Source organism: Streptomyces sp. NPDC047042, from assembly GCF_040644035.1.
Classification (GTDB): domain Bacteria; phylum Actinomycetota; class Actinomycetes; order Streptomycetales; family Streptomycetaceae; genus Streptomyces.
On the sequence record NZ_JBEYVP010000006.1, the window covers coordinates 1 to 24,865 of the forward strand.

General features: G+C 72.3%; 18 protein-coding genes and 2 pseudogenes. 9 read left to right on the forward strand and 11 right to left on the reverse strand.

Annotation, left to right across the window (positions count from 1 at the left end; translation table 11 throughout):
- Positions 1-214 (forward strand): annotated as a pseudogene (locus tag ABZ855_RS07830) (hypothetical protein); the annotation flags it as partial.
- Positions 211-1,482, forward strand: coding sequence for an SGNH/GDSL hydrolase family protein (locus ABZ855_RS07835; protein WP_360802656.1), 1,272 nt, complete (start codon positions 211-213; stop codon positions 1,480-1,482). The pseudogene ABZ855_RS07830 and the gene ABZ855_RS07835, both read left to right, overlap by 4 nt.
- A 9-nt stretch (positions 1,483-1,491) precedes the next feature.
- On the opposite strand, the gene ABZ855_RS07840 is transcribed toward ABZ855_RS07835, so the two are convergent.
- Positions 1,492-1,974: a DUF456 domain-containing protein gene (locus tag ABZ855_RS07840; RefSeq protein WP_360802659.1), complete on the reverse strand. Its 483-nt coding sequence runs from the start codon at positions 1,972-1,974 to the stop codon at positions 1,492-1,494.
- 58 nt (positions 1,975-2,032) lie between these two features.
- Positions 2,033-3,040, reverse strand: a complete 1,008-nt coding sequence (locus ABZ855_RS07845) for a helix-turn-helix domain-containing protein (protein WP_360802662.1) — start codon at positions 3,038-3,040, stop codon at positions 2,033-2,035.
- 220 nt (positions 3,041-3,260) lie between these two features.
- Here ABZ855_RS07845 and ABZ855_RS07850 point away from each other — a divergent pair, with 220 nt between their 5' ends.
- Positions 3,261-5,183 carry a protein phosphatase 2C domain-containing protein gene (locus tag ABZ855_RS07850; RefSeq protein ID WP_360802665.1) on the forward strand — a complete coding sequence of 641 codons (1,923 nt, stop codon included), beginning with the start codon at positions 3,261-3,263 and terminating at the stop codon, positions 5,181-5,183.
- 29 nt (positions 5,184-5,212) lie between these two features.
- Here ABZ855_RS07850 and ABZ855_RS07855 read toward each other — a convergent pair.
- Positions 5,213-5,562 (reverse strand): annotated as a pseudogene (locus ABZ855_RS07855) (transcriptional regulator); the annotation flags it as partial.
- A 562-nt stretch (positions 5,563-6,124) separates the two neighbouring features.
- Between ABZ855_RS07855 and ABZ855_RS07860 the strand changes: the two are divergent.
- A complete protein-coding gene (locus ABZ855_RS07860) occupies positions 6,125-6,559 on the forward strand; it encodes an ATP-binding protein (RefSeq protein ID WP_360803407.1) in 435 nt (144 codons plus the stop codon).
- 70 nt (positions 6,560-6,629) lie between these two features.
- Here ABZ855_RS07860 and ABZ855_RS07865 read toward each other — a convergent pair whose 3' ends face one another.
- Both ABZ855_RS07865 and ABZ855_RS07870 read right to left on the reverse strand, forming a co-directional pair.
- Entirely contained in the window at positions 6,630-7,670 is a 1,041-nt protein-coding gene (locus ABZ855_RS07865; RefSeq protein WP_319200439.1) for a DUF2637 domain-containing protein, read from the reverse strand.
- A 332-nt stretch (positions 7,671-8,002) separates the two neighbouring features.
- The gene (locus ABZ855_RS07870) at positions 8,003-8,860 is read right to left on the reverse strand and encodes a (2Fe-2S)-binding protein (protein WP_360802670.1); all 858 of its coding nucleotides are present in this window, start codon (positions 8,858-8,860) and stop codon (positions 8,003-8,005) included.
- Positions 8,861-9,107: 247 nt separating this feature from the next.
- Between ABZ855_RS07870 and ABZ855_RS07875 the strand changes: the two genes are divergently transcribed.
- Positions 9,108-9,977: a GntR family transcriptional regulator gene (locus ABZ855_RS07875; RefSeq protein ID WP_360802673.1), complete on the forward strand. Its 870-nt coding sequence runs from the start codon at positions 9,108-9,110 to the stop codon at positions 9,975-9,977.
- A gap of 102 nt (positions 9,978-10,079) precedes the next feature.
- Here the strand turns inward: ABZ855_RS07875 and ABZ855_RS07880 are convergent, their stop codons facing one another.
- Positions 10,080-10,853, reverse strand: coding sequence for a hypothetical protein (locus tag ABZ855_RS07880; protein ID WP_360803410.1), 774 nt, complete (start codon positions 10,851-10,853; stop codon positions 10,080-10,082).
- Positions 10,854-11,112: 259 nt separating this feature from the next.
- On the reverse strand, positions 11,113-12,792 hold the full coding sequence (locus ABZ855_RS07885) for a PucR family transcriptional regulator ligand-binding domain-containing protein (protein WP_360802676.1): 1,680 nt from the start codon (positions 12,790-12,792) through the stop codon (positions 11,113-11,115).
- Between the two features lie 262 nt (positions 12,793-13,054).
- Between ABZ855_RS07885 and ABZ855_RS07890 the strand changes: the two genes are divergently transcribed.
- The 4 genes from ABZ855_RS07890 to ABZ855_RS07905 all read left to right on the forward strand — a co-directional run bounded on the left by ABZ855_RS07890 (position 13,055) and on the right by ABZ855_RS07905 (position 18,272).
- The gene (locus ABZ855_RS07890; RefSeq protein ID WP_360802679.1) at positions 13,055-13,945 is read left to right on the forward strand and encodes a xanthine dehydrogenase family protein subunit M; all 891 of its coding nucleotides are present in this window, start codon (positions 13,055-13,057) and stop codon (positions 13,943-13,945) included.
- Entirely contained in the window at positions 13,945-14,532 is a 588-nt protein-coding gene (locus ABZ855_RS07895; protein WP_360802682.1) for a (2Fe-2S)-binding protein, read from the forward strand. The genes ABZ855_RS07890 and ABZ855_RS07895 overlap by 1 nt, the downstream gene beginning before the upstream one ends.
- A 1-nt stretch (position 14,533) precedes the next feature.
- Positions 14,534-16,933 (forward strand): molybdopterin cofactor-binding domain-containing protein, encoded by a 2,400-nt coding sequence (locus ABZ855_RS07900; protein ID WP_360802685.1) that lies wholly within the window; start codon positions 14,534-14,536, stop codon positions 16,931-16,933.
- Positions 16,934-17,105: 172 nt separating this feature from the next.
- Positions 17,106-18,272, forward strand: a complete 1,167-nt coding sequence (locus ABZ855_RS07905; RefSeq protein ID WP_360802688.1) for an XdhC/CoxI family protein — start codon at positions 17,106-17,108, stop codon at positions 18,270-18,272.
- 6 nt (positions 18,273-18,278) lie between these two features.
- Here ABZ855_RS07905 and eccCb read toward each other — a convergent pair whose 3' ends face one another.
- The 4 genes from eccCb to ABZ855_RS07925 all read right to left on the reverse strand — a co-directional run bounded on the left by eccCb (position 18,279) and on the right by ABZ855_RS07925 (position 24,823).
- Entirely contained in the window at positions 18,279-22,613 is a 4,335-nt protein-coding gene (eccCb, locus tag ABZ855_RS07910) for a type VII secretion protein EccCb (protein ID WP_360802691.1), read from the reverse strand.
- Positions 22,576-23,121 carry a hypothetical protein gene (locus tag ABZ855_RS07915; protein ID WP_360802694.1) on the reverse strand — a complete coding sequence of 182 codons (546 nt, stop codon included), beginning with the start codon at positions 23,119-23,121 and terminating at the stop codon, positions 22,576-22,578. The genes eccCb and ABZ855_RS07915 overlap by 38 nt, the downstream gene beginning before the upstream one ends.
- Complete coding sequence (locus tag ABZ855_RS07920; RefSeq protein WP_360802697.1) at positions 23,118-23,558, reverse strand: SRPBCC family protein; 441 nt, start codon at positions 23,556-23,558, stop codon at positions 23,118-23,120. Before ABZ855_RS07920 ends, ABZ855_RS07915 begins: the two co-directional genes overlap by 4 nt.
- A gap of 68 nt (positions 23,559-23,626) precedes the next feature.
- Entirely contained in the window at positions 23,627-24,823 is a 1,197-nt protein-coding gene (locus tag ABZ855_RS07925) for a Dyp-type peroxidase (protein ID WP_360802700.1), read from the reverse strand.
- Positions 24,824-24,865 lie beyond the last annotated feature (42 nt).

Below are 24,865 nucleotides of genomic sequence, written 5' to 3' on the forward strand. Positions count from 1 at the left end.
GCTGCGCCCCGACCCCGCCTGGGGCTGCGCCCCGACCCCGCCTGGGGCTGCGCCCCGACCCCGCCCGGGGCTGCGCCCCGACCCCGCCCGGGGCTGCGCCCCCGACCCCGCCCGGGGGCTGCGGTGGGTGTACGGGCGAACGTACGTGCGTGCCGCCATGGGTGTGATGGGTGCGTTGGGGTGGCCGATCGGCCGGGCAACCATGCGCACATGACCCGCGCGATCATGGTTCGGCACATCCTCGCGGCCCTTGTGACCGCCCTCGCGATCGTCCCGCCCGTGGCGAGAGCCGACTCGGGGAGTGTCTCCGTACCGCCCCCGGCCCCCGGGCCTTCCCTCGGTCGGGAGACTCCCGTCCCTCGGGTATGGACCGGGACGTGGGAGGCCGCCGCGTCCGGCACCGTTCCGGCCAAACCCGACACCTCCATCCGCAACGTCCTGCACATCAGCGTCGGCGGCAGCGCGCTGCGTGTCCGGCTCAGCAACCGTCTCGGCACCAAGCCGCTGCGCCTCGGCGCCGTCACCGTCGCTCTCCAGGCGCTCGGCGAGCCGAAGAGTCCGGACGCCCAACCCGGCTCGATGCGTACGGCCACCTTCGCGGGCGCCCGTACGGTGACGATCCCGGCGGGGCAGGACCGGGTCACCGACACCGTCGCGCTCGCCGTACCGGCCGGCGCCAATCTGCTCGTCACGGTCCACACTCCGGGCGACTCCGGCCCGATGACCTACCACCGGGCGGCCAGGCAGACCAACTTCCTTGCGCCGAAAGGTAATTGGGCCGCCTTGGAGGACGGTGACGCCTACACCAAGACCCTCGGCTCCTGGTACTACGTCACCGGCGTCGACGTCCTCGACGCGCCCGCCGCCGGCAGTGTGGTCGCGCTCGGCGACTCCCTCACCGACGGCGGCAACACCGCCTCCGACGTCAACCGCCGCTGGCCCGACCGTCTCGCCGACCGGCTCGCCGCCCTGCCCCCGAGCCGCCGCCTCGGCGTCCTCAACGCGGGTGTCTCCGGCAACCGCGTCCTCCTCGACGGCGTCGGCCCGAGCGCCCTCGCCCGCTTCGACGCCGACGTCCTCTCCCGGACCCGGGTGCGCGCGCTGATCGTGTTCGAGGGCGTCAACGACATCAACGGCACCCCCGAGCAGACCGTCCCGAGCGCCTTCCAGCAGGCCTACAAGTCGCTCGTGACCCGCGCCCACGCCCACGGCATCCGCGTCATCGGCGCCACCATCACCCCGTACGGCGGCCATGCCCGGTGGAGTCAGGCCCATGAGTCCGTCCGTCGGCAGGTGAACAGCGTCATCCGTGGCGGCGGTCTCTTCGACGCGGTCGTCGACTTCGACGCCGCCGTCCGCGACCCCGCGTTCCCGCACCGGATGCGCGGCGCCTACGACTCCGGCGACCATCTCCACTTCAACGCCGCCGGCATGCGGGCCATGGCCGACTCGGTCGACCTGGCCGATCTCCGGGGTCTGTGAGCCGGTGCGTCAGCCCCAGAACGTGGCGCCCAGCCACGCTCCCATGATCAGCAGGCAGGTGAACAGTTCGACCAGAACGCTGGTACCGCCCGCCCGCATCACCCTCCGTACGGCCGCGACCGCCTCGCGGTGCCGGCCCAGCCGTAGCCGCTCGTGGAGATAGACACCGCCCACGAACCCGGGGACCGCGCCCAGCACCGGCAGCAGAAAGAAGCCGAGCAGGGCGCCCGTCCCCGCGTACACCGCCATCCGGGGGGTCGCGCCACTCGCCCGCAGTCGGCGCGGGGGGAGTTGCCAGCGCACCACCTGGGACAGGAACAGGACTACGGTCGTGCCCACGAGCACCCACCACGAAACCGCCCGCGGATCCTTCAGCGCCCACCACGAGACCGCGGCCCACACGAGCCACGACCCCGGCACCCCGGGCAACAGAACTCCGCACAGCCCGAACAGCATCACCAGGCCGATCAGCAGGAGATCCCACACTCCCATCTGCCCAGCCTGCCGGAGAGCGAAGGAAACCGCAGGTCAGGGAAGGAAGCAGGCGGGGTCAGGGCCGTCCGTCGCGGGTGATCCAGCCCCGCTCGTACGCGTGCCAGCCCAGCTGCAGCCGGGTCGTCACGCCCGTCAGCTCCATCAGCCGCTTCACCCGGCGCTGTACGGTCCGCAGCCCCAGGTCCAGCTGTCTGGCCACGCTCGCGTCGGTCAGCCCGGCCAGGAGAAGGGACAGGATCTCCAGGTCCGCCGCGTCGGGCCGGTCCGGCGTACCCTCCGTGAAGTCGTCGTCCGCCATGCCCCCGGCGGCGCCGAGGCGCAGCGGCAGCGCGTCCCGCCACACCGACTCGAACAGGGCCGACAGCAGGTCGAGCAGCTCACCGGCATGGACGACGAACGCCGCCGGCTCCGTCGTACGGGAAGTGAGGGGGACGACGGCGAGCGAGCGGTCCGCGATCACCACCTCGGCCGGCACCCGGTCCACGACCCGGACCCGCGCGCCCCGGCTCAGCGCGGCGGTCAGGCCGGTGACGCCGGTGGGCAGCTCCAGCACGGCACGTTCGACGACCACGCGGTGATCGAGCCCGGGGGCGCTGGACCGCTCCTCCGCCCCGACCTCCGGGCCGATCACGTCCACCGGCTTCCCGGCGAGCAGCGCGCACACCTCGCCGCCCGCACCGAGCCGGAGCTGCGCCAACCGCCGGGAGACCGCCGCCGCGCCGGTCACCACCTCGACCAGGTCGGGTACGGCGGGTTGGGCGGACCGCGCCCGGTACTCCTCGGCGAGCAGCGCGGCGGCCAGTTCCGCCCTCTCCAGTTCGTGCCGCTGCCGAGTGAGCAGGGCACCCAGCGCGACGCCGGGCGGTGCGGCGACCCAGTGGCCGGGCCGGGACGGCGAACGAGCGGCGAGCCCGTGCCGCTCCAGCCCGCGCAGGGCGCGCTCGGTGACGTACTCACCGAGTGCGAGTCGTCGCGCGAGCTCCGGCACATCGGCGGCGCCGGCGGCCAACAGGGCCCGGTACGCCGACTCGTGCGCCTCGTCCAGGCCTATCGCCGAAAGCACCGGGTGCCGCCCTCCGCCCACGTCCCCAACGTCTCGCTCCCGCTGTCCCGTACATCATCGTCGGTACGGCGGATCGGAGGGCCGCCCGACGACTGGTTTCGGTCGCATGTTCGCCATGTCATCCGACACGCCGTCGAACACGCCGTTCCCGACGGAACGCCCCGCCGGATTTTCCGGATGCCCCGTTTTCAACCGGCCCATACGGTGGACAATTGGCGGCATGAGCCAGCAGGGGGAGAGGTCCACCGGTCATGAGGACGACTGGTGGGGGCAGTTGTACGACGACTCCACCGAGGACACCGGGCCCACGGCCGCGGGCGACTCCCTGGACGACCGGTTCGCCTCGGCGTCGGGCACGGTCGACGCGACGAAGGCGGACCCGGTGTTCGGGCGCGAGAGCCTCTCCGAGGCGGGGCAGACATGGGACGACCTGGAGCGGGAGGCCCTGCCGTCGCCGTCACCACCATCCCCGTCACCACCATCGCCGCTGCCGTACGAGGCACCCGGCGGCCCAGGGGTCCCGCCCCAGCGCGGCGCCGCCTCGTACGGGACGTGGGACGCGGGGCGGGGCAGCGAGCCCGGCCCAGGCCGGCCCAGAGCCCCCTGGGAGCCGCCACCCGCCATGCCCTCGGGCCCCACGACCTTCCCACTGGGCTTCCGGAACACCACCCCTTCCCCACCACCCGACGACACCCGCACCCCGTACCCACCGCCCCCACCGCCGCCCCCACCGACCCCGCCCGCCCCTGATCGAACACCGCCCTCGGAGAACCCCACGGGCGCCCCGGAACGACCCGGCGGGGAAGCGGCACCGGCACCGGCCCGTGGAGGTGGCGGGGCATCCGGTCCCGAGGCATCGAGCCCGGTCGACGCCACCCGTGCCGTATGGGACGCTCCGCCGCCGGATGTCCCGCCCGGCATCGTGTCCGCGCCCGCGCGGGACGGGTTTTCGGCGGCGCCCTCCGGGGACGACGGCCTGGAGGCGGCCCCGCGGTCCGGCTGGGCGGGCAGCCCGCCCGGCGAGCCGCCGCGTGACGCCGCCCCCGCCCAGGACGGGCCCGCCGCCCTCCGTACCCCCACCCGCCGGGACCTCCCCGCCGTCCCGGCGCACGCGCCGAAGGACCCCGGCGCACCCGGGTACGCCTCCTCCGGCATCGCCGTCGTCGCACCTCCCGGCGCCGTCGACCACGTCGGTTCGGGCCCGCCCACCTACGCGCCCGAACCCACCGCCCTTCCGCCCGCCGACCCCGACGGCCTGGAAGACCTCGTCGCGGACACCGTGCTCGACGGGGCGCAGTACGGTGCCTGCACACTCCGCGCGGTCTCCCTGCGCGGGGACTCCGCGCGCTTCAGGGGCGAGCCCCGCCGTGACTCCCTCCTCACCGCCCGCTTCGGATCGGGCGACCACGCGCTCGTCCTGATCGCCATGGCGACCGGCGCCCGAGCCACGCCCGGCGCGCACCGGGCCGCTGCCGAGGCGTGCCACTGGATCGGCCGGGCGGTGGGGCGCAGCCATGTGCGGCTCGCCGAGGACCTCCGCGCCGCCCGGCGGGGCGACCTCAAGTCGGGGCTGCACCGGCTCACCGACCGCAGCCTCGGCAAGCTCCGGGCGAGCGCCGCCGAACAGGGCATCGAACCCGAGGAGTACACCGCGGGCCTGCGCTGCCTCCTGCTCCCCGCCGACCCCGACTGCCGTACCCGCGTCTTCTTCGGCGTCGGCGCCGGCGGACTGTTCCGGCTCCGGGACGGCGAATGGCACGACATCGAACCCAGGGTCGCCGAAATCCCCGCCGGTGAGCCGGTCGTCGGATTCGGCTCGCCGCCCCACGAGACCCCGGACGGAGACCGGCTCACCATGGACCTCGGGATCACGACGCCCCCGAGCCCGTACGAGCCCGCCCCCGAGCCACCCCGGGAGCCCTTCCGTTTCCGCGCCTCCGTCGCCCGCCCCGGGGACACGCTCCTGCTGTGCACCGGGGGCCTCGCCGACCCGTTGCGCGGCGAGCCCGAGCTGTGCGAGTACCTCACGGACCGCTGGTCGGGCCCCACCCCGCCCGGCCTCGCCGCGTTCCTCGCGGACACCCAGGTACGGGTCAAGGGGTACGCGGACGACCGTACGGCCGCCGCTGTCTGGGAGGCGTGAGCGGGCGCGCTTGAAGGGGGAGGGGCTGCTCAGTCCGTGCGCGGGGCCCGCTCGCGCTCCGAGTACCAGTAGCGGGGCAGCCCCTTGATGCCGCTGGCCCGGAGCGGGCGATTGCACCGCGGGGATCGGCGTCCCCACGTCGTCGCCGGCTGTCGAACGGGCGATGGGCCGGTCCTTGTCGAGGTCGACGGAGAAGTACCGGGGAGTGAGGGAGCCGCCGCAGCCCTGGTCCATGGACCACGGCGGTCGACGTCCGGCCCTGCACCGAGATCTCGACGTTGGTGTCACCGCCGTGCACCGCGTGCCGGCTCGCCGCCCACACCCCGGCGTCCTGCGCGGCGGGCGGCGGAGGGACCTGCTTCGGGGACTTGGCGATGACGTCCGTGGGCGGGGAACGGTCGGCGGACAGGGCGGACAGGCTGCCCAGCGTCCCCAGGGGTCAAGAAGCTCTACTGACCGGCCATGGAAAGCTCGCGGCGGACCATCAACACCGGCACGAAGGGAATCGGCGGGAAGTGACCTACGGCCGGATCGGCAGCCCGTACTGGACGGTTCGGCCGATCCGCCGCCCTCACGCGCCCGTCCCACGCTGGACGGGCGCGTGAACTGTCGCAGCGTCCGCTCCAGACGCCCCTCCCGCAGCGTCCGAGGGGCGCCGTCGATGTCCTGATCCGATCGGTGACGGTCCAACCAGCCCCGTACATCCGGCCGTTGAGAATTCGACATGACTGCCGTGTTCAGGTCGCGGGCATGGATCCCGTGAACGCGTTCGATCAGGAGGGGACTACACCGGCGTCCGGGCGGGGGTCATGAAGAGGCAGGCAGGAGGGGGCGGTCCCGTAACCATCGGGGCCTTCTCGGCGAAAACGGCGGAGGAAACGACCGAGAACGACATCGACATCGACGACGACATCGACGACGGCATTGACGACGACATCGGCATCGGCTTCGACAGCGGCGATGGCGCGGGCGATGGCGCGGACCGGGGGGAGGCGTCGCAATTGAGGCGCAGGCTGGGTTGTTCGGATCTGCGGGAGGTGCCGGAGGCCCGCAGAGCGCTGCGTGAGCTGCTGCGGCACTGGGGGAGGCCCGGCAGTTCGGAGATAGCGGAACTGCTCACCAGCGAGCTGGTGACCAACGCGCTGGTCCACACCGACCGTGACGCGGTGCTGACGGCCACCGTCTCACCGCGCGGATTACGCGTGGAGGTAAGGGACTTCGTGGGACGCAGGCCGAGGCTGTGCGCACCGGTCGCCGACGAGGGTACGCACGGCAGAGGTCTGGTGCTGGTGGATTCCCTCGCCGACGCGTGGGGAGTCCAGGCGCACGGCGTGGGCAAGGCGGTGTGGTTCGAACTGAACGGGGGCGCGGCCTGAACAGGCCACGCCCCCATATCGGTTCGCGCTCGACTCGCGCTCAACTCGTGTTCAGCAGTGCCGCACCTGCTCAGCCGTACTGCTGCTCGAGGTCCCGGAGCTTGCGCTCCAGGCTGTCCAGGCGGGGCAGGGCCATCGTGTCGTCCTCCGCCGTCAGGTCGACAGTGATCGAGTCACTGCTGCCCCGAACGGGCTGAAGGGAGGGACGGGCGCGCAGGGGCAGCTGCTCCGCGGAGGATATGGCAGGCTCCGAGGTGACCTGGGCGGGCGCCCGCTCCACCTCGACGGACTGACCGCCGCCGCCACCGCCGCCGAACGGGCCGCGGTGGCCCCGGCTGATCGCCTTGAGGTGCGCGCGCTCGGCCCGCTCCTGCTCACGCCGGCGCAGTCGCGCCTGCTCCTTCTGGCGCCGGTCCTCGCGCACCTCGTCGACCGCCTCGTCCAGGCTGCGGACACCCTCGAGGAGCATCAGCGACCAGGCCTTGTACGTCTCACGGGGCGCCCGCGCCCAGCGGACCATACGGATCTGCGGCAGCGGACGCGGCACCAGACCCTGCTCGCGCAGGGCGGCACGGCGGGTCTGCTTCAGCGCGCGGTCGAAGAGGACGGCGGCGGACAGGGACATGCCGGCGAAGAACTGCGGGGCGCCCGCGTTGTCGAGACCCCGGGGCGCGTGGACCCAGTTGAACCAGGCGGCCGCGGCCGCGAACAGCCATACGAGTATCCGGGAGCCGAGGGCCGCGTCACCGTGGCTGGCCTCGCGCACCGCGAGCACGGAGCAGAACATCGCCGCTCCGTCCAGACCGAACGGGACGAGGTACTGCCAGCCGTCGGTGAGGTTCAGGTTCTGCTCGCCGAAGCCGACGAGGCCGTGGAAGGAGAGCGCCGCGGCGACCGCCGCACAGCAGAAGAGGAGTACATAGGAAGCGGTGGCGAAAACGGCTTCCTTGCGCCTACGGCGTTCCTCGGTGCGCTCCCACGAGTCGTCCTGGCTCGCTTTCGCCCCGGAGGAGCGCTTGCCGCGCGCCAGCACCGCCACCGCCGCCAGCACGCCCAGGAGCAGTACGGCGCCCGGAAGCAGCCAGTTAAGCGATATGTCGGTCAGTCTCATCTGGGGTCCCTTGCATTGGGATAGGGCGTAACGCCCGCCATAGTGGCCCAATCCCCTCAGCCCTCAGGGGGTTTCGGGGCAAGAGGCCGCCTAAGGAGGTGCAAGGGGATGCTCAGGGCGACATTCTGCTCGAACTGCCGCTTGAGGGGCGGGAGTTGAGTTCGAATAAGACTACCCGTACGGGTGGTTCCACGGAAAGTTCCTGCGGCAAGTGAGGAACTTGTGAAGTGGCTGTAACCGTTGGGACCCTCATTCGAACATGATCTTACGGCGGCGATACTACGGCACGCCATGCCGGACCGCGGGGGGAGGGTCCTCCTGCTGAGGGGGTCTCAACTCGCGGCGGCACCCGTCAGCTTGGCGATACGGCCGTTCCCGCAGGTCCGCGGGCAGTTGTCGCACATCTCGGCCGGCCGGATCGTGTAGAAGAAGCAGCAGCTGACCCGGTCTCGAACGGGCAGGGCCGCCCCGTCCGACGCGGCCACCTCCCTGAACCCGGCCGTCCCGACGAACGGCCGCGTCGAACCCGGCAGCAGCAGCTCCAGCTCCCGCTGCGCCCGCTCCCCCTCCCCGACGACCTGTCCTATGTAATGCAGGCCCTCCACGACGTCGTCGGTCACCACGGCCCACAGCGCCCGGCCGCGCCGCCGCATCCGCGGCCCGAAGCCGCCGAGCAGCGGCTCCAGATGCTCGGTGAGCGCCTCACGTACCTCCGCGCGCAGCGCCTCCTCGTCGCCGACGACCCGGGCGCCGGGCAGGGCCGCCGCCGGATCGTCCGGCAGGCAGGCGAAGGTGCCCGTGCGCACGGCGAAGCGACCCTCGGTGCGCTGGTAGGAGACGTTCTCGACGGGCAGTCTGGGCACCCGGCGGTGCAGGAGCCACGGCACGGTGATCAGCAGACAGGCCGTCCACGCGTACCGGTGCAGGCCGAAACCGGCGACGACGTCCGGGCGGCCCCGTTGCCCGTAGTCCCGCAGCACCTGCTCGTCGTCCCAGGCGAGGAAGGAGTCGAGGTCGCCGTCGCCGGCCGCGAGACCGGCGGCCCGCACCCATCCGGCGCCGCGCGGATGCGGCTGCCCGGGGCCCAGCTCGATGACGGCCGCGTCCGGGTAGGCCGCGGCGAGCCGGTCGTACGCATCCGTGACGGCGGACCGGAGCCGGCCGGGCATGATCTGGGCGGGAGCGGACATGCGGGGACCACCGAATCTCGTGGATGACTCGAAGATCAAAGGTAAGCCTTACCTTATCCATTCTGGCTGTGGGGTGATCCGGATCCAACACCGGATCCGGCCGGGGCGCGGCGCAAATCCGAACCCGGACTCGAATCGGGATTTGAACTGACGGAATGTGCGCCTATGGTGCTTGACGGGCGAGTAACAACCCGCCGTAATGACCCCATGTGCCGTCAAGGTGCCATCTAGCCCGGAGGAGGCCCCCGTGCAGCACGCCGGCCCGCAGGGCGCGCACGGCTCGCCCGACACCGGGGCCCCGGTCTCACAGCCGGCCGCCGCACGCGTCCCACAGCAGCTCAGGGCCGCCGACGTGAACCGGGGACGCCCCGCCGCGAGCGGCCCGACGGCCCGTCCGGACGCCGCAGCGGGTACGCCGGTGGCCGGCGCCCGGGGCGAGCACACGCACAGCGAGGCACCGATCCCCCTGCCGCGCGCCGAGCGGGCACGCCCCGTCGTCCAGCGTTCCTCCGTGCGCGGCCAGATCCTCGACGCGCTGCGCACCGCCCTGGTCGGGGGCGAGCTGGCCCCCGGGGAGGTGTACTCGGCCCCCGCCCTGGGCGACCGCTTCGGGGTGTCCGCGACGCCCGTCCGCGAGGCGATGCAGCAGCTCGCGCTGGAGGGGGCCGTCGAGGTCGTCCCCAACCGGGGCTTCCGCGTCGTGGCACGCGGCGCCCGCGAGCTGGCCGAGCTGGCCGAGATCCGGGCCCTGATCGAACTCCCGGTGCTGCTCCGGCTGGCCCGTACGGTGCCCGCCGAACGCTGGACGGAACTCCGCCCCCTGGCGGAGGCGACGGCACGCGCGGCGTCCACGGGCTGCCGGGCCACCTACGCGGAGACCGACCGGGCCTTCCACCGCGCGGTCCTGTCCCTCTCCGGCAACACCCAACTGGTCCAGATAGCCGACGACCTCCACCGCCGAGCCCAATGGCCCCTGGTGGACACGAAGGCCGACACCGGCCGAGCAGCCCTCATGAAAGACGCGGCAGCCCACACAACCCTGCTGGACGCCTTGATCGACAGAGACGTACAGCTGGTTCAGTCACTGACGCGGAACCATGTAACAGGCGCTCACTGACCTGACCTCAGGGGCGCGGGGAACTGCGCGACAAGCCACAGCGCACCCGCACCCGCCATGCGACCCGGACCACCCCACCCCGCAGCGCAACCGCAACCGCACCTACGCCGAAGCCGCCGGCGGAGCCAACTGCCGCGCCAGCCACGTAGGAACACCCCCGAGCAACCGAAACAACCGCCCCGCCTCCGCCCGCAGCCGCGAGGCCTCCGGCTCGGACTCCGCGTCGGCCAGCGAGGCCAACGCGGGCGCCGTCCCCACCAGATACCCCAACTCCTCCCGAATCCGCAGCGATTCACCGAACCCGTGCCGCGCCTCCGCCAACTCCCCGTCCCGCAGGGCGAGCCCGGCCAGATGGCGCCACGTGAACGACAGCAGCAGCGGATCGGCATGCGCGGTGGCCCCCGCGTGGGCGCGCCGGTACGCGGCCCGCGCGGCCTGCGGCGAACGCGCCAGGTTCTCCGCCAGCAGCCCCCGCCGGAAGTCCAGCACCGCCCGCCCCGAAGCCCCCGGAGGGATCAGCGCCGCCGCCCGCCCCAGCGCGGCCCGCGCCTCGTCGGCGCGGTCCCGTACGCCGAGCAGGGTGGCCGCGTACGCCAACTGCCCGCGCTCGCAGGCCGCCGCGCCGCGCTCGTCGTCGCTCTGGGCGAGCGCCTCCGCCGCACGGAGCGCGTCCTCGGCCTCCTGCCAGCCCTGCTCGGTGTAGAGGCAGCGTTCCACCAGCAGCGCGGCCCGCTGGAGCGAGGCGTCGGGGGTGGCGGCGTCGAGCAGGGCCGCCGCGTCCGCCCAGCAGGCGCGTGAGCGCAGCCGCCATACCGCGGTCTGGAGTGGATCGTCACCAGAGGTCGTTCCGGAACCAGACATGGCGGTGTACGCCACGTTGCCCTCCCCGAGCACGCCATCGAGCTTGTTGAGTGGTGGCGGCATCTCAGCACGAATCCCGGTGCCGGGCCAAGAGGGTAGGTGAAAGAATTCACAAAGTCGGGGAAGAATAAGCGCCGGGGTTGCCGAGCGACCGGCCCCCCCCGGCGCGCGCCGCGTCCGCGCGCCAGCACCGCACGCCCCGCACCCCCCAGTCCGCACCCTCAGTCCGTGCCCCCAGCCCGCACCTCCTCCCCGTGTCCCGGGACGGTCGCGCTCAACTCATGCGCAGCGCCAGGAAGAAGTCCAGCTTGTCCTCCAGCCGGGACAGATCACGGCCCGTCAGCTGCTCGATCCGCCCCACCCGGTAGCGCAGCGTGTTGACATGCAGATGCAGTCGCGTGGCGCACCGCGTCCATGAGCCGTCGCACTCCAGGAACGCCTCCAGCGTCGGTATCAGCTCGGCGCGGTGGCGTCGGTCGTAGTCCCGCAGGGGATCGAGGAGGCGGGCGGTGAAGGCGCGGCGCACGTCGTCCGGGACGAAGGGGAGGAGCAGCACGTGCGAGGCCAGCTCCTGGTGGCCCGCCGCGCACACCCGGCCGGGCCGCGCCGCGGCCACCCGGCGGGCGTGCCGGGCTTCCTCGAGCGCCCCGCGCAGCCCTTCGGCCGAGTGCACGGGCGCGCTGACACCGATGGTGAGCCGTCCGTCGTCGTCCAGGCCGGCGGACAGCGGGTCCCGCACAACGGCGAGCAGCTTTTCGGCCAGAATTCCCGTCTCCGAACCGTCGTGCTCCGACGACACCGCCGGCAACGGTACGAGGGCGATCGCCTCGTCCCCCGTATGGGCCACGGCGATCCGGTCGGAGTGCTCCGGGCCCGTCAGAAGCGGGTCGACAAGAATTTCCTCCAGCAACGCCTGCGCCACCGGACCGCCCTCGACCTCGCCGCCCGCCCAGTCCACGCGCGCCACGACGACCTGCCAGTGCGGGGCCGCGCCGAGGCCGGGCAGCAGCACCGGCGCGGCGACCCTCAGCCGGGCCGCGATCTCGGTCGGCGCGGCGCCCGACTGCACCAGCTCCAGGACCTCCTCGGCGAGCCGCCGCCGTACCGTGCGCGCCGCGTCGCGCCGGTCGCGTTCGACCGCGATCAGCTGGGTGACGCCCTGCAGCAGATCGAGCCGCTCCGCCGGCCAGTCCCCGGCGTCCGCCTCGACGGCGAGCAGCCAGTCGGACAGCAGGGTCTCGCGTACGTCCCGAGAACCCCCCTGCGGTGCGGTACGGCCGCTCGCGCGGACGGGGAAGAGGGAGTACGTCGTACCGCCGACCGCCACGCGATGGGGTCCGCGTCTGCCGGTGCGGGCCGCCATGAGGTGTTCGGCGGCCAGCGCCGCGCACACCTCGGGGGCCGGGGCGGGGCCGGAGACCTTCGAGTCCGCGATGAGGCGTCCGGCGGGGGAGAGGACCCAGGCGCGCAGGTCGAGGTCGGTGCCGAGCAGGTCCAGGACCACATCGGGGCCGCCGCCCGCCGGGCCCGAGGTCATCATCCGGCGGTGCCGGTCCACGACGGCCGCCAGATCCCCGGCGCGTTCGCCGGACACCTGCCGTACGACATGTTCGGTGATCGTCGCGAACGCGACCGACTCGTGCACCGCGAACAACGGCAGCCGGTGCCGGACGCACGCCGCGATCAGATCGTCCGGGATGCTCCCCAGTTCGGCCTCACCGGCGCCCAGCGCCGCGACCCCGGCCCCCGCCAGGAGCCGTACGAAGGGCTCCGAGTCCCCGGGGTCCCGGCGCCAGGCCAGACCCGTGAGCACCAGCTCGCCGCCCGAGAGATAGCGGCTGGGGTCCCTGAGGTCGGTGGTCATCACCCCGCGCACGGTGCGGTCCAGCTCGTCCTCGCCGCCGAGCAGCGTCAGGCCCAGCGCATCGGTGTCCAGCAGTGCGCGCAGCCGCATTCTCGTCGCCGCCGTTCTGTTTGCGAGCCGCGCTTTTTCCGCCTGCGCGGCGATCACTGTTTCCGGGGAAAATCAGAGAGGTTACTGATGGCCTCTGTTCATACGAATCTACAAGACGATCGTCCTGGCCAGCCAACTCCTTCATGGTTTCCGTGACTGACCCAGGCGGTGGACAGCCCTGTGTACTGATCTCATCCCCCGTGAACAGCACATGAACAAGCCATCGGCACGACGTACGCGACGAAGAGGAAAAGAGCCGGTCATGGATTTCCTTCGCCCCGCCAGCTGGGAGGAGGCGCTCGCCGCGAAGGCCGAGCACCCCACCGCTGTGCCGATCGCGGGCGGTACCGATGTGATGGTCGAGATCAACTTCGACCACCGCCGGCCCGAGTACCTCCTCGACCTGACCCGTGTCGGCGACCTGTACGAGTGGGAGACCGGCGAGAGCAGCGTGCGGCTCGGCGCCTCGGTACCGTACGCCCGGATCATGGAGCACCTGCGAGGCGAGCTGCCGGGTCTGGCCCTCGCCTCGCACACGGTCGCCTCTCCGCAGATCCGCAACCGGGGCGGCGTCGGCGGCAACCTCGGCACCGCCTCTCCGGCCGGTGACGCCCACCCGGCGCTGCTCGCCGCCGGCGCGGAGGTCGAGGCCGAGTCCGTACGGGGCACCCGGCTGATCCCGATCGACGACTTCTACACCGGGGTGAAGCGCAACGCGCTCGCCCCCGACGAGCTGATCCGCGCCGTCCACATCAGGAAGGCGGACGGCCCCCAGCAGTACTCGAAGGTCGGCACCCGCAACGCCATGGTCATCGCGGTCTGCGCCTTCGGGCTCGCGCTGCACCCGGAGTCCCGGACCGTCCGTACGGGGATCGGTTCGGCGGCGCCCACACCCGTACGGGCCAAGGCGGCCGAGGAATTCCTGAACGCGGCGCTCGACGAGGGCGGCTTCTGGGACAACGGGAAGATCATCACGCCGTCGGTCGCCAAGCAGTTCGCGGACCTGTGCGCGGGCGCCTGCAATCCCATCGACGACGTCCGGGGCACCGCGAGCTACCGCCGCCACGCGGTCGGCGTGATGGCCCGGCGCACACTGACCTGGACCTGGGAGTCGTACCGCGGCACCGCCGCCCGCACGGAGGGAGTGGCGTAATGCGCGTCAATTTCACGGTCAACGGCCGGCCGCAGGAGGCCGACGACGTGTGGGAGGGCGAGTCCCTGCTGTACGTGCTGCGGGAGCGGCTCGGCCTGCCGGGTTCGAAGAACGCCTGCGAACAGGGCGAGTGCGGATCGTGCACCGTCCGCCTCGACGGCGTCCCGGTGTGCTCGTGCCTCGTCGCCGCGGGACAGGTCGAAGGGCGCGAGGTCGTCACGGTCGAGGGACTCGCCGACTACGCCAAGCAGCGTACGGAACACGGGAGTTGCGGAACGGGCGCCTGCGGTACGTCACTTGACGCCGCCAAGCGCTGGCAGCCCACTGGTTCCGCCGACTCGCAGACCGGCGAGGGCGTTGAACTGGCCCCCATCCAGCAGGCGTTCATCGACGCCGGCGCCGTCCAGTGCGGGTTCTGCACGCCCGGTCTGCTGGTCGCCGCCGACGAGATGCTGGAGCAGAACCCGAACCCGACCGACGCGGACATCCGCGAGGCGCTGTCGGGCAACCTGTGCCGGTGCACGGGCTACGAGAAGATCATGGACGCGGTCCGGCTGGCGGCGGCCCGACAGGGAGAGGCGGTCTGACATGCCCGGCAGGAACACTCCCCTCGGGACCCCCACCAAGGTCACCCAGGGCTCGCACACCAAGGGCGGCATCGGCGAGTCCACTCTGCGCCCCGACGGCACCCTCAAGGTCACCGGCGAGTTCGCGTACTCGTCCGACATGTGGCACGAGGACATGCTCTGGGGCCAGATCCTGCGCTCCACGGTCGCCCACGCCGAGATCGTCTCCATCGACACGGCCGAGGCCCTCGCACTGCCCGGCGTGTACGCCGTCATGACGTACGACGACCTGCCGACCGACGTGCGCAACTACGGCCTGGAGATCCAGGACACCCCGGTCCTCGCCCACGGCAGGGTCCGCCACCACGGCGAACCCGTCGCCATCGTCGCCGCCGACCACCCGGAGACCGCGCGCCGTGCCGCCGCCAAGATCAAGGTCGAGTACCGCGAACTGCCGGTGATCACCGACGAGGCCTCCGCGACCGCGCCGGACGCGATCCTCGTCCACGACGACCGCACCGACCACCACTTCGCCCACGTCGACCACCCCAACATCGTCCACCGCCAGCCGATCGTCCGCGGCGACGTCGAAGCGGCCCGCGCCCGCGCGGACTTCGTCGTCACCGGCGAGTACACCTTCGGCATGCAGGACCAGGCGTTCCTGGGCCCGGAGTCGGGCCTCGCGGTCCCCGCCGAGGACGGCGGCGTCGACCTCTACATCGCCACCCAGTGGCTGCACTCCGACCTGCGCCAGATCGCGCCCGTGCTCGGCCTGCCCGAGGACAAGGTCCGGATGACGCTGTCCGGTGTCGGCGGCGCCTTCGGCGGGCGCGAGGACCTGTCGATGCAGATCCACGCCTGTCTGCTCGCCCTGCGCACCGGCAAGCCGGTAAAGATCGTCTACAACCGCTTCGAGTCCTTCTTCGGCCACGTCCACCGCCACCCCGCGAAGCTCACCTACGAGCACGGGGCGACCAAGGACGGCAAGCTGACCCATCTGAAGGCGCGGATCGTCCTCGACGGCGGCGCGTACGCCTCCGCCTCCCCGGCGGTCGTCGGCAACGCCGCCTCGCTCGGCGTCGGCCCGTACGTGGTCGACGACGTCGACATCGACTGCGTCGCCCTCTACACCAACAACCCGCCCTGCGGTGCGATGCGCGGCTTCGGCGCGGTCCAGGCCTGCTTCGCCTACGAGGCCCAGATGGACAAGCTCGCCGACGCGGTGGGCATGGACCGGGTCGAGTTCCGCCGCCTCAACGCCATGGAACAGGGCTCGCTCCTGCCCACCGGCCAGGTCGTCGACTCCCCGGCCCCGGTCGCCGAACTCCTGCGCCGCGTCAAGGCGATGCCCCTTCCGCCGGAGCAGCAGTGGCTGACTGCGGGTGAGGCGGCGGACGTACGCCAGCTGCCGGGCGGCCTCTCCAACACCACCCACGGCGAGGGCGTCGTCCGGGGCGTCGGCTACGCGGTCGGCATCAAGAACGTCGGCTTCTCCGAGGGCTTCGACGACTACTCGACAGCCCGGGTACGTATGGAGGTCGTCGGCGGAGAACCGGTGGCCACCGTGCACACGGCGATGGCCGAGGTCGGCCAGGGCGGGGTCACCGTCCACGCCCAGATCGCCCGCACCGAGCTGGGTGTCACCCAGGTGACGATCCACCCCGCCGACACCCAGGTGGGCTCGGCCGGTTCGACCTCCGCCTCCCGGCAGACGTACGTCACCGGTGGCGCCGTCAAGAACTCGTGCGAGCTGGTCCGCGAGAAGGTCCTGGAGGTCGGGCGCCGCAAGTTCGGCTCGTACCACCCGGCCTGGGCGACGGCGGAACTGCTCCTGGAGGGCGGCAAGGTCGTCACGGACGCCGGCGAGGTCCTCGCCGACCTGGTGGACGTCCTGGGGGACGAGTCCGTCGAGGTCGAGGCGGAGTGGCGGCACCGGCCGACCGAACCCTTCGACCTGCGCACCGGCCAGGGCTTCGGACACGTCCAGTACTCGTTCGCCGCGCACCGAGCCGTCGTCGAGGTCGACACCGAACTGGGCCTGGTGAAGGTCATCGAACTGGCCTGCGCACAGGATGTCGGCAAGGCGCTCAACCCGCTGTCGGTGGTCGGCCAGATCCAGGGCGGCACGACCCAGGGGCTGGGCATCGCGGTGATGGAGGAGATCGTCGTCGACCCGAAGACGGCGAAGGTGCGGAATCCTTCTTTCACGGACTATCTGATCCCCACGATCCTGGACACCCCGACGATTCCGGTCGACGTCCTCGAACTGGCCGACGAGCACGCCCCGTACGGGTTGCGGGGGGTGGGGGAGGCTCCGACGTTGTCGTCGACTCCGGCTGTGCTGGCGGCGATCCGGAACGCGACGGGCCTGGAGCTGACGAAGACGCCGGTGAGGCCGGAACATCTCACGGGTACGGTGTAGGCGGCGCGTTGGTGGGTGCGGGTCCGGTGGGGGCTGGTCGCGCAGTTCCCCGCGCCCCTGAAAGACGAAAAGCAGGGGGCGCAGCCCCCGCTTTTCAGGGGCGCGGGGAACTGCGCGAGAAACCCCCACCGGGCCGTCCCCTTCCGTACAACCGTCACCAAGGAGAACCGAGATGCTGGACATCGCCGACGAACTTCACCGGTGGGTCGAGCAGGGACGTGACTTCGCCGTGGCCACCGTGGTGGCCGTCGGCGGCAGCGCGCCCCGCCAGCCCGGCGCCGCCCTCGCGGTGGACGCCGACGGCACGGCGATCGGCTCGGTCTCCGGCGGCTGTGTGGAGGGCGCGGTGTACGAGCTGTGCCGGCAGGCCTTGACTGACGGCGAGCCCGTCCTCGAACGCTTCGGGTACAGCGACGACGACGCCTTCGCCGTGGGCCTGACCTGCGGCGGTGTCATCGACATCCTCGTGACGCCGGTACGGGCGTCGGATCCCGCCCGTGAGGTGTACGCGTCGGCCCTGGCCGCCGCCGCGAGCGGGGAGGCGGCGGCCGTCGCCCGGATCGTCGCCGGCCCGGCGGAGCTGCTGGGCCGCGCCCTGCTCGTCGGAGCGGACGGCCCGCACGGCTCGTACGAGGGTGGCTTCGGCGCGCACCCCGAGCTGGACCGCACGGTGGCCGCCGAGGCGCGCGCCTTCCTCGACGCCGGCCGCACCGGCACCCTGGAGATCGGTGAGCAGGGCTCTCGTTGCGGAGCACCGCTCACGGTTCTGGTCGAATCGTCCGTCCCGCCGCCCCGCATGATCGTGTTCGGTGCGATCGACTTCGCGTCGGCGCTGGCCCGTATGGGCAAGTTCCTCGGCTACCACGTGACGGTCTGCGACGCCCGCCCGGTCTTCGCCACCCCCGCCCGTTTCCCCGAGGCGGACGAGATCGTCGTCGAGTGGCCGCACCGGTACCTGGAGCGGACGGCCGTGGACGCCCGTACGGTCCTGTGCGTCCTCACCCACGACGCCAAGTTCGACATACCCCTGCTCCAGCTCGCACTGCGGCTGCCGGTGGCGTACGTCGGCGCGATGGGCTCCCGCCGGACCCACCTGGACCGCAACGAGCGGCTGCGTGAAGCCGGCGTCACCGAGCTGGAGCTGGCGCGGCTCAGGTCGCCGATCGGGCTCGACCTCGGCGCCCGTACGCCCGAGGAGACGGCGCTGTCCATCGTCTCGGAGATCGTCGCCGACAGACGCGGCGGCAGCGGGGTCTCGCTGACCGGGGCGCATACGCCCATCCACCACGACGTCACCTCGGCACCGGAACCGGCGGGACGGATCGGGTCGGTGGCCTGACCGGCGTCAGTCGAACTTCGGTTGCGGATAGCCGAGTTGGACTCCGTGGGTGGACTTTCGGGTCACCAGGGTGCCGCGTCCCGGCGGTTGGTGACTCGGTTTGACGGTGCCCAGGAGGAAGCCTTCGCCGGGGTCGCCGGAGAGCATGAGGCCCTGTGCGCCGAGCTCCTTCAACCGCGCCACGAAGGGCTCGTACAGAGACCTCGACGCCCCTGCCGACCTGCGGGCAAGGACGACCCGCAGGCCCAGGTCACGGGCGAACGGCAGGTAGTCCATGAGCGGGGCGAGCGGGTTGCCGGTGCTGGTGGCGACCAGGTCGTAGTCGTCGACCAGCAGATACACGTCCTTGCCCCGGTACCAGCTGCGGTCGCGCAGCTGCTCGGCCGTGACATCGGGGCCGGGCATCCGGGCCTCCAGCACGGAGACCACGCCCTTGACGACCTCGGCGACCCGGGGCCCCGAAGGTCCGTAGCTCAGCAGATACTCCTCGGGCACCTCACCGAGGAGCGACCGCCGGTAGTCGACCACGAGGAACTGGGCCCGGTCCGGCGAGAGACGGGCGCACAGCTGCCGCACCAGCATCCGCAGGAACGAACTCTTGCCCGACTCGGGCTCTCCGTAGACGAGGAAGAAGGGGTCGTTGGACAGGTCGAGAAACACCGGGAGGAGGCTCGCGTCGTCGATGCCGACGGCGATGGCCTGGCCGGGCGCCTCTTCGGGGCCTGGCAGCTCCTCCAGCAGGACGAGGTCCGGCAGGGTGCGCACCGGGGGAGCGGTCGGCCCCGACCAGTTCTTGCGCACACGTGCGGCCAGTCGCGCCGCCGCGCCCGGGGTGTGTTCCGGGTCGACATCGTCCTCCAGGCAGGGCAGCGCGGTGAGGAAGTGCAGCCGCTCGCGGGACAGCCCGCGTCCCGGGCTCCCCACGGGGACGTTCCTGGCCTGCTTCCGGTCGATCTCGGAATCCATCGGATCGCCGAGGCGCAACTCGACCCTGCTGCCCATGACTTCGCGCAGCGTGGGGCGGATCTCCCCGTACCGTGAGGCGCTGACCAGCAGATGCATACCGTAGGCCAGGCCGCGGAGGGCCAGGTCCGTGACGACCGGTTCGAGCGCCTCGTAGTCCGCCCGGAGAGTCGCCCAGCCGTCGATGACGAGGAAGATGTCGCCCAGGGTCTGGTCCGGCCATTCCCCGGCGGCGCGACGCCGTCGGTACGCGCCGACGGACTCGATGTCGTGGGTGCGGAAGAACTCCTCGCGCTCCGCGAGAATCCTCGCGAAGTCGGCGACCGTACGCCGGACCCGGTCCGCGTCGAGCCGGGAGAACACGCCCCCGACGTGCGGCAGCCCGGCCAGCGGCGCCAGTGCCCCGCCGCCGAAGTCGAGACAGTAGAACTGCACGTCGACCGGTGTGTGGGTGAGGGCCAGCGACGCGATGAGCGTGACCAGTGCGGTCGACTTGCCGGACTGCGGTGCGCCCACCACGAGGACGTGCCCCTCGGCCCCGGAAAGATCCAGCGCGAGCACACTCTTGCGCTGCCGGAACGGCTCGTCGACCACCGCGAAGGGGACATGCTCCAGGCGCTTGAACGGCGGGACGGGCGGGCCCGACGCCCGTCCTCCCCGTATCCGCCGGGCGGCGGCCGGTTTCGGAGGCAGCAGCGACTCCAGCGAGGGCGACGCGTCCAGCGGCGGCAGCCAGATCCGACGCGTACTCGGTTCCGTCGCCGACACCTGGCCGACCAGCACGTCCAGGACCGAGGCGGAGTCGTCGACGGCGTCCGGGAGCGGGGCGGACACGTACGAGGCCTTGAAACGGACCAGTACGTCCGCCTCGTCGGACTTGAGGAACCCGGCGCCCGGGTCCGGCGGCAGATGATAGGCGTCCGGGTAGCCCAGCACCGTACGGGACTCGGCCGCCGAGAACGTGCGCAGTCCGATGCGGTACGACAGGAAGCTGTCCAGCCCGCGCAGTCGGCCTTCCTCCAGCCGCTGCGAGGCCAGCAGCATGTGCACACCCAGGGCCCGGCCGACCCGGCCGATCTGCACGAACAGCTCGGCGAAGTCCGCGTGGGCGACCAGGAGTTCGGAGAACTCGTCGATCACAAGCAGCAGCGTCGGCAGGGGTTCGAGATCCCTCCCGGAGGCACGGAGCTTCGTGTACTCGTGGACACTCGCCAGACCACCCGCGGCCCGCAACAGCGCCTGGCGCCGCTGCAGTTCACCGCTGATCGCGTCGTGCATCCGCGTCACGAGCGACGGATCGTTCTCCAGACCGGTGATGACGGCCGAGGTGTGCGGCAGGTCCCGCAGGGGAGCGAACGTCGCGGCGCCCTTGAAGTCGGCCAGCACGAAGGCCACTTCCTCCGCCGAATGGCGGACGGCGAGTCCCAGCACGATCGAGCGCAGCAACTCGGACTTGCCGGAGCCGGTCGCGCCCACACACAGGCCGTGCGGGCCCATTCCGTGGTGCGCGCTCTCCTTGAGGTCGAGGAAGACCGGCCTGCCGCCCTCACCGACACCGATCGGGACCCGCAATCGCTCCTCGGGAGCCGACCGGGCCCGCAGGGCCGGCAGATTCAACGACGTCGGGTTGTCCACGCCCAGCAGACCGGTGAACACGGTTCCCTGGCGGCCGGAGGGAAACTTGACGAGCGCCCCGGCACTGTCGTCCTCGGCGCGCAGCGCCGCCCAGCCCGCCCGCACCCGCTCCGCCGTCTCCACCAGGGACTCCCGCGCCGCCACCGGCCCGGTCCCGTCGTCGAAACGCGGGACCGCCACCCGGAAACGCCGGCGCCGGGACAACGCCCAGCCGACCGAGACCCCCGCCGCCAGCGCGGGGTCGAAGAAGGACTCCTCCGGGTCGTCCAGGGCCAGTTCGAGCCGCGTGCCCAGCAACCCCCGCAGGTCCGTGGTGAAGTCGCTCCAGCGGCGGGCCGTGACCAGCAGATGGACGCCGTAGTTCAGGCCGGTGTTGGCGAGTTTGTGGACGGTGTCCGCGAACTCCGGGTGCTCCCAGGTGAAGTCGAGCCAGCCGTCCACCACGAGGAAGACGTCACTCGCCGCCCCCTCGTCGATCCGGCCCGTGTTGCGCAGCGCGCGGAACGCCTCGATGGAGTCGATGTCGAGGTCGCGGAACAGGGTGCGCCGGGTCGAGATCACGGCCTTGACCGCGGCGAGGGCGCCCTCGACCGCGCTGTGCTCGTGCGGAGCCGCGAACGTGCGCACATGCGGCAGCGAACTCAGCACTCCGAGCCGGTTGACCGCGCCCTCCAGCAGATAGAACTCCGCCTCGTTCGGGGTGTGGGTCAGCGCCAGCGACATGATCAGGGACCGCAGCAGGGTCGTCTTGCCGCTGCCCAGCTTGCCGACGACCGCCGCGTTCCCGTCCCTGTTGGAGAAGTCGACGCACAGATGATCGCCCCCGGTGCTGTTCTCCAGCCTGCCGACGGGCACGACCAGCCGCGAGGTGCCCTCCCACGCGTCGCAGCTGAAACCCCGGTCGACGGTCTCCACCGGCGGCGGCAGCAGTGTGCCGAGCCTGAGCTCGTCGGCCAGGGCCGCCCGGGCGCCGGGCCCGGCCGCCGCGTCGATCCGGGGCGCGTAGGCGAGGGCGACATTCCCCTCGCACTGCCCCGACTTGGTCGGCGTCTGCTCGGGCCCCGCCTGGTTGACGACCGTGTCGTGGACGTACGTGTACAGCTCCTCCGGGGTGACCACCCCGTCCCGGTTCAGGTCGGCGAGGCCGGTGCTGAGCCCCTCGATCACGGCCGCCGTGAACCGGGGTGCGGACAGCGGGTTGTCGATCGTCAGCTGCTCGCCGTCGTACGCGTACTCCAGTTCCGTCGACGCCGTGATGACGAACGTGCCGCGCCCGGCGAGCGCCGACTTCACGTCCACGGGAGTGGGCGACATGGGCCTGCCCCGGTGGAAGAGCCCGCTGTAGCAGCAGTCGAGCAGCACGATCTTGGTCCGGGCCTCGCACTCGTCCAGAAGCTCGTGCAGCAGCGCGGCCGGGATCGCGGTGGTGTGCGGACGCGCCAACCGTGTGCTGAGCGTGGCGAAGAACAGCCGGTCGGCGTCATTGCGGATGCCGTGGCAGGCGAAGTAGATCAGTACGAGATCGTCGGGGTCGCGATCGCTGAGTACCTCCTCGACCGCGGACTCGATCTCCTCCTTGGGCCTGTTAAGCAGTTCGAGCACCGGGTCGAAACGGCCGATCGCGGGGTTCTCCAGCAGCCTCTTCAGCTCGCCGGCACCCCGGGCCGGCGCCCGGAGTCTGCTGAGCCCCGGATCCTGGTAGCCGTCAGTCGCGACGAGCAGTGCGATCCGGCGTCCCGCCATCGCCAACTCCCGGCTCGCTGTTGGTGTTCGGGCCGGTAGCGGCAGCACCCGCCGCGGCCGTCCCCGCCTCGATCCGCGCGGTCACCGCCTCGACCAACGCCTGCTGGTCCTTGGCCGACAGAGCGCCGAACGACCCCTTGTTACCGTCGATCTCCCACTCCACCGACCGAGCCTTCGAACGCTGCACGAACGCCACGACGACATTGCTGAGAGCCTTGAGCGCGGCGGCGGAGAACGCCCCGCTGACCACCAGCACCCCGAGGTCGTGCCCCACACCGGCCATCGACTTCTCCGGCGCGGCGGCCGTCCCGCGCTCGACCCGCAGCAGGCCGAGGGTGCGCAAATCCTTGTACAGACTGCGGACTTGACGATCCGTCTGCTCCGCGGTGGCTCCGGGACCCGAGTCGATCCGAAGCTCCAGCCGCACGCTCTCCTCGGGCACGCTCTCCCCTTCCCCCGACCGGCTTCCGTACCGCCGGCACACCGCGTCGATCGTAACGTCCGTCACGCCGTCCTCAGCAGGCGGTTCGCGGCTCGACCGAACACATGGCGCGCCGCGCCCGCCAGCGGGCGGTCGAACAGGGACGGCAGCAGGCGTACGCGCAACTCCTCGCGCCAGAGGACCCGCGAGCGGCCGCCCGGGCCCGGGCGCACCTCGATCTCCGCCCAGCCCAGGACGACCCGGCCGCGTTTCTCCAGGCGGCACAGGCCCGGGGAGTCGTCCGTCGGAGGCCGCCAGACGGTGACCTCCATCGGGTCGTCGACGGCGAGGGGACCGACTCCCGAGCGGGCGACGAAGACGGTCCCGACGTGGGTCGGCGGGTCGGTGAGCACCTTCACGCGGGTGAGCGGGACCACGGACGCGTGGCGGGGCCAGTCCGTGAGGCGGCGCCAGGCCTCGTCGAGGGGGAGTGGCACCGTACGTTCGAGGAGGAAGTCGACCACGGCACGATCGTAGGCAACCCGGCGGCTCCATGAGGGGACGGTCGAACGCAAGTTGCGGCCTGAGCCGGTCAGGCCAGCAGGCGTGCGCCCAGGTCCTCGCCCGGAAGGGCACCCGGAAGGACGTACGCCACCGCCGAACCCCGGTGCTCGATGAAGCGGCCCAGCTCGTCCGTCGCCGCCATCCGGTGCTGGACGCGCGCGAACAGCGCCGGGTCACGCATGAAGGCGAGGAACAGCAGGCCCCGGTCGTCCGGACCGGCGTCGTAGCTGTAGCTCCGGCGCAGCATCCGGGCGCCCCCGTCCAGCCGGGGGCTCGCCGCCCGTACATGTGCCCCGGGCGGGATCACGTACCGGCCCTGCGGGGTCTTCGCGAAGATGTCCACGTCGTCGTGCTCGTGCCGCCCGCCCAGCGGCGCGCCGCTCTCCCGGTGCCGCCCGATGATCTCCTCCTGACGCCTCGCGGCGAGCCGCGCGAACCCGGCGACGTCGATATGGACGCGCCGTAGGACGAGGAACGTGGCGTCGTCGACCCACACCCAGCGCTCGCACTCCTCGGGCGTCGGGTTCTGCGTGCCGTCCTCGAAGCCGAGCAGGTCGCGCGGTGTCCGCCCGGCCGGTGCGGGCGGCAGGAACCCGGTCTGGCGCCGGCGCGGGCGCAGGGTGTCGCCCGCCAGCCGGGTCAGCGCGCCGGCCGCCGCCACGGTGGCCCGCGGGTCGTCGGCGCAGAGCTGCACCAGCAGATCGCCGCCGCCGTACGCGGGGTCGAGCCGGTCGTCGGGGAACGGCGGCAGCTCCCGCAGCGCGGGCGGCGCGGCGACGCACAGCAGCCCGGGGAGCCGGGGACCGATCGCCACGGTCGCGGTGAGCCGGGACCGTCCGGCGGCCCCGATCGCCTTGATCTCCTTGGCCTGTACGGGAGTCGGTGGCGCGAGTTCACCGTCCAGGACCTCCGCGAGCGCCCGCGTCCAGCGTCCGAACACCTTCCGCAGGGCACGCACACCGCCCGCTCCCCGTACCGCCGGGGCGAGGTCGTACGAGATGACGAGCGCGGCGTTCTGCTGGTGGGTCGTCACGCCGGCCTGGCGCGGGCCCCGGAAGCGGAACGCCGGCGGGCCCGCGGCGGCCGGGGGACGGGAGCGGGCGGCGCCGGCACACCCGGAGACGGTCGCGGCGAGGGCGCCGAGGGCTGCGGCGCGGTTGAGGACGTCCCGGCGTGCGGGGGCCGACGCGCCGTCGGGCGTGGGGAAAGAGGCATGTGCTGTCATAGGAGTGAAAGGGACGATACATCCGCGATCGCACCGACCATT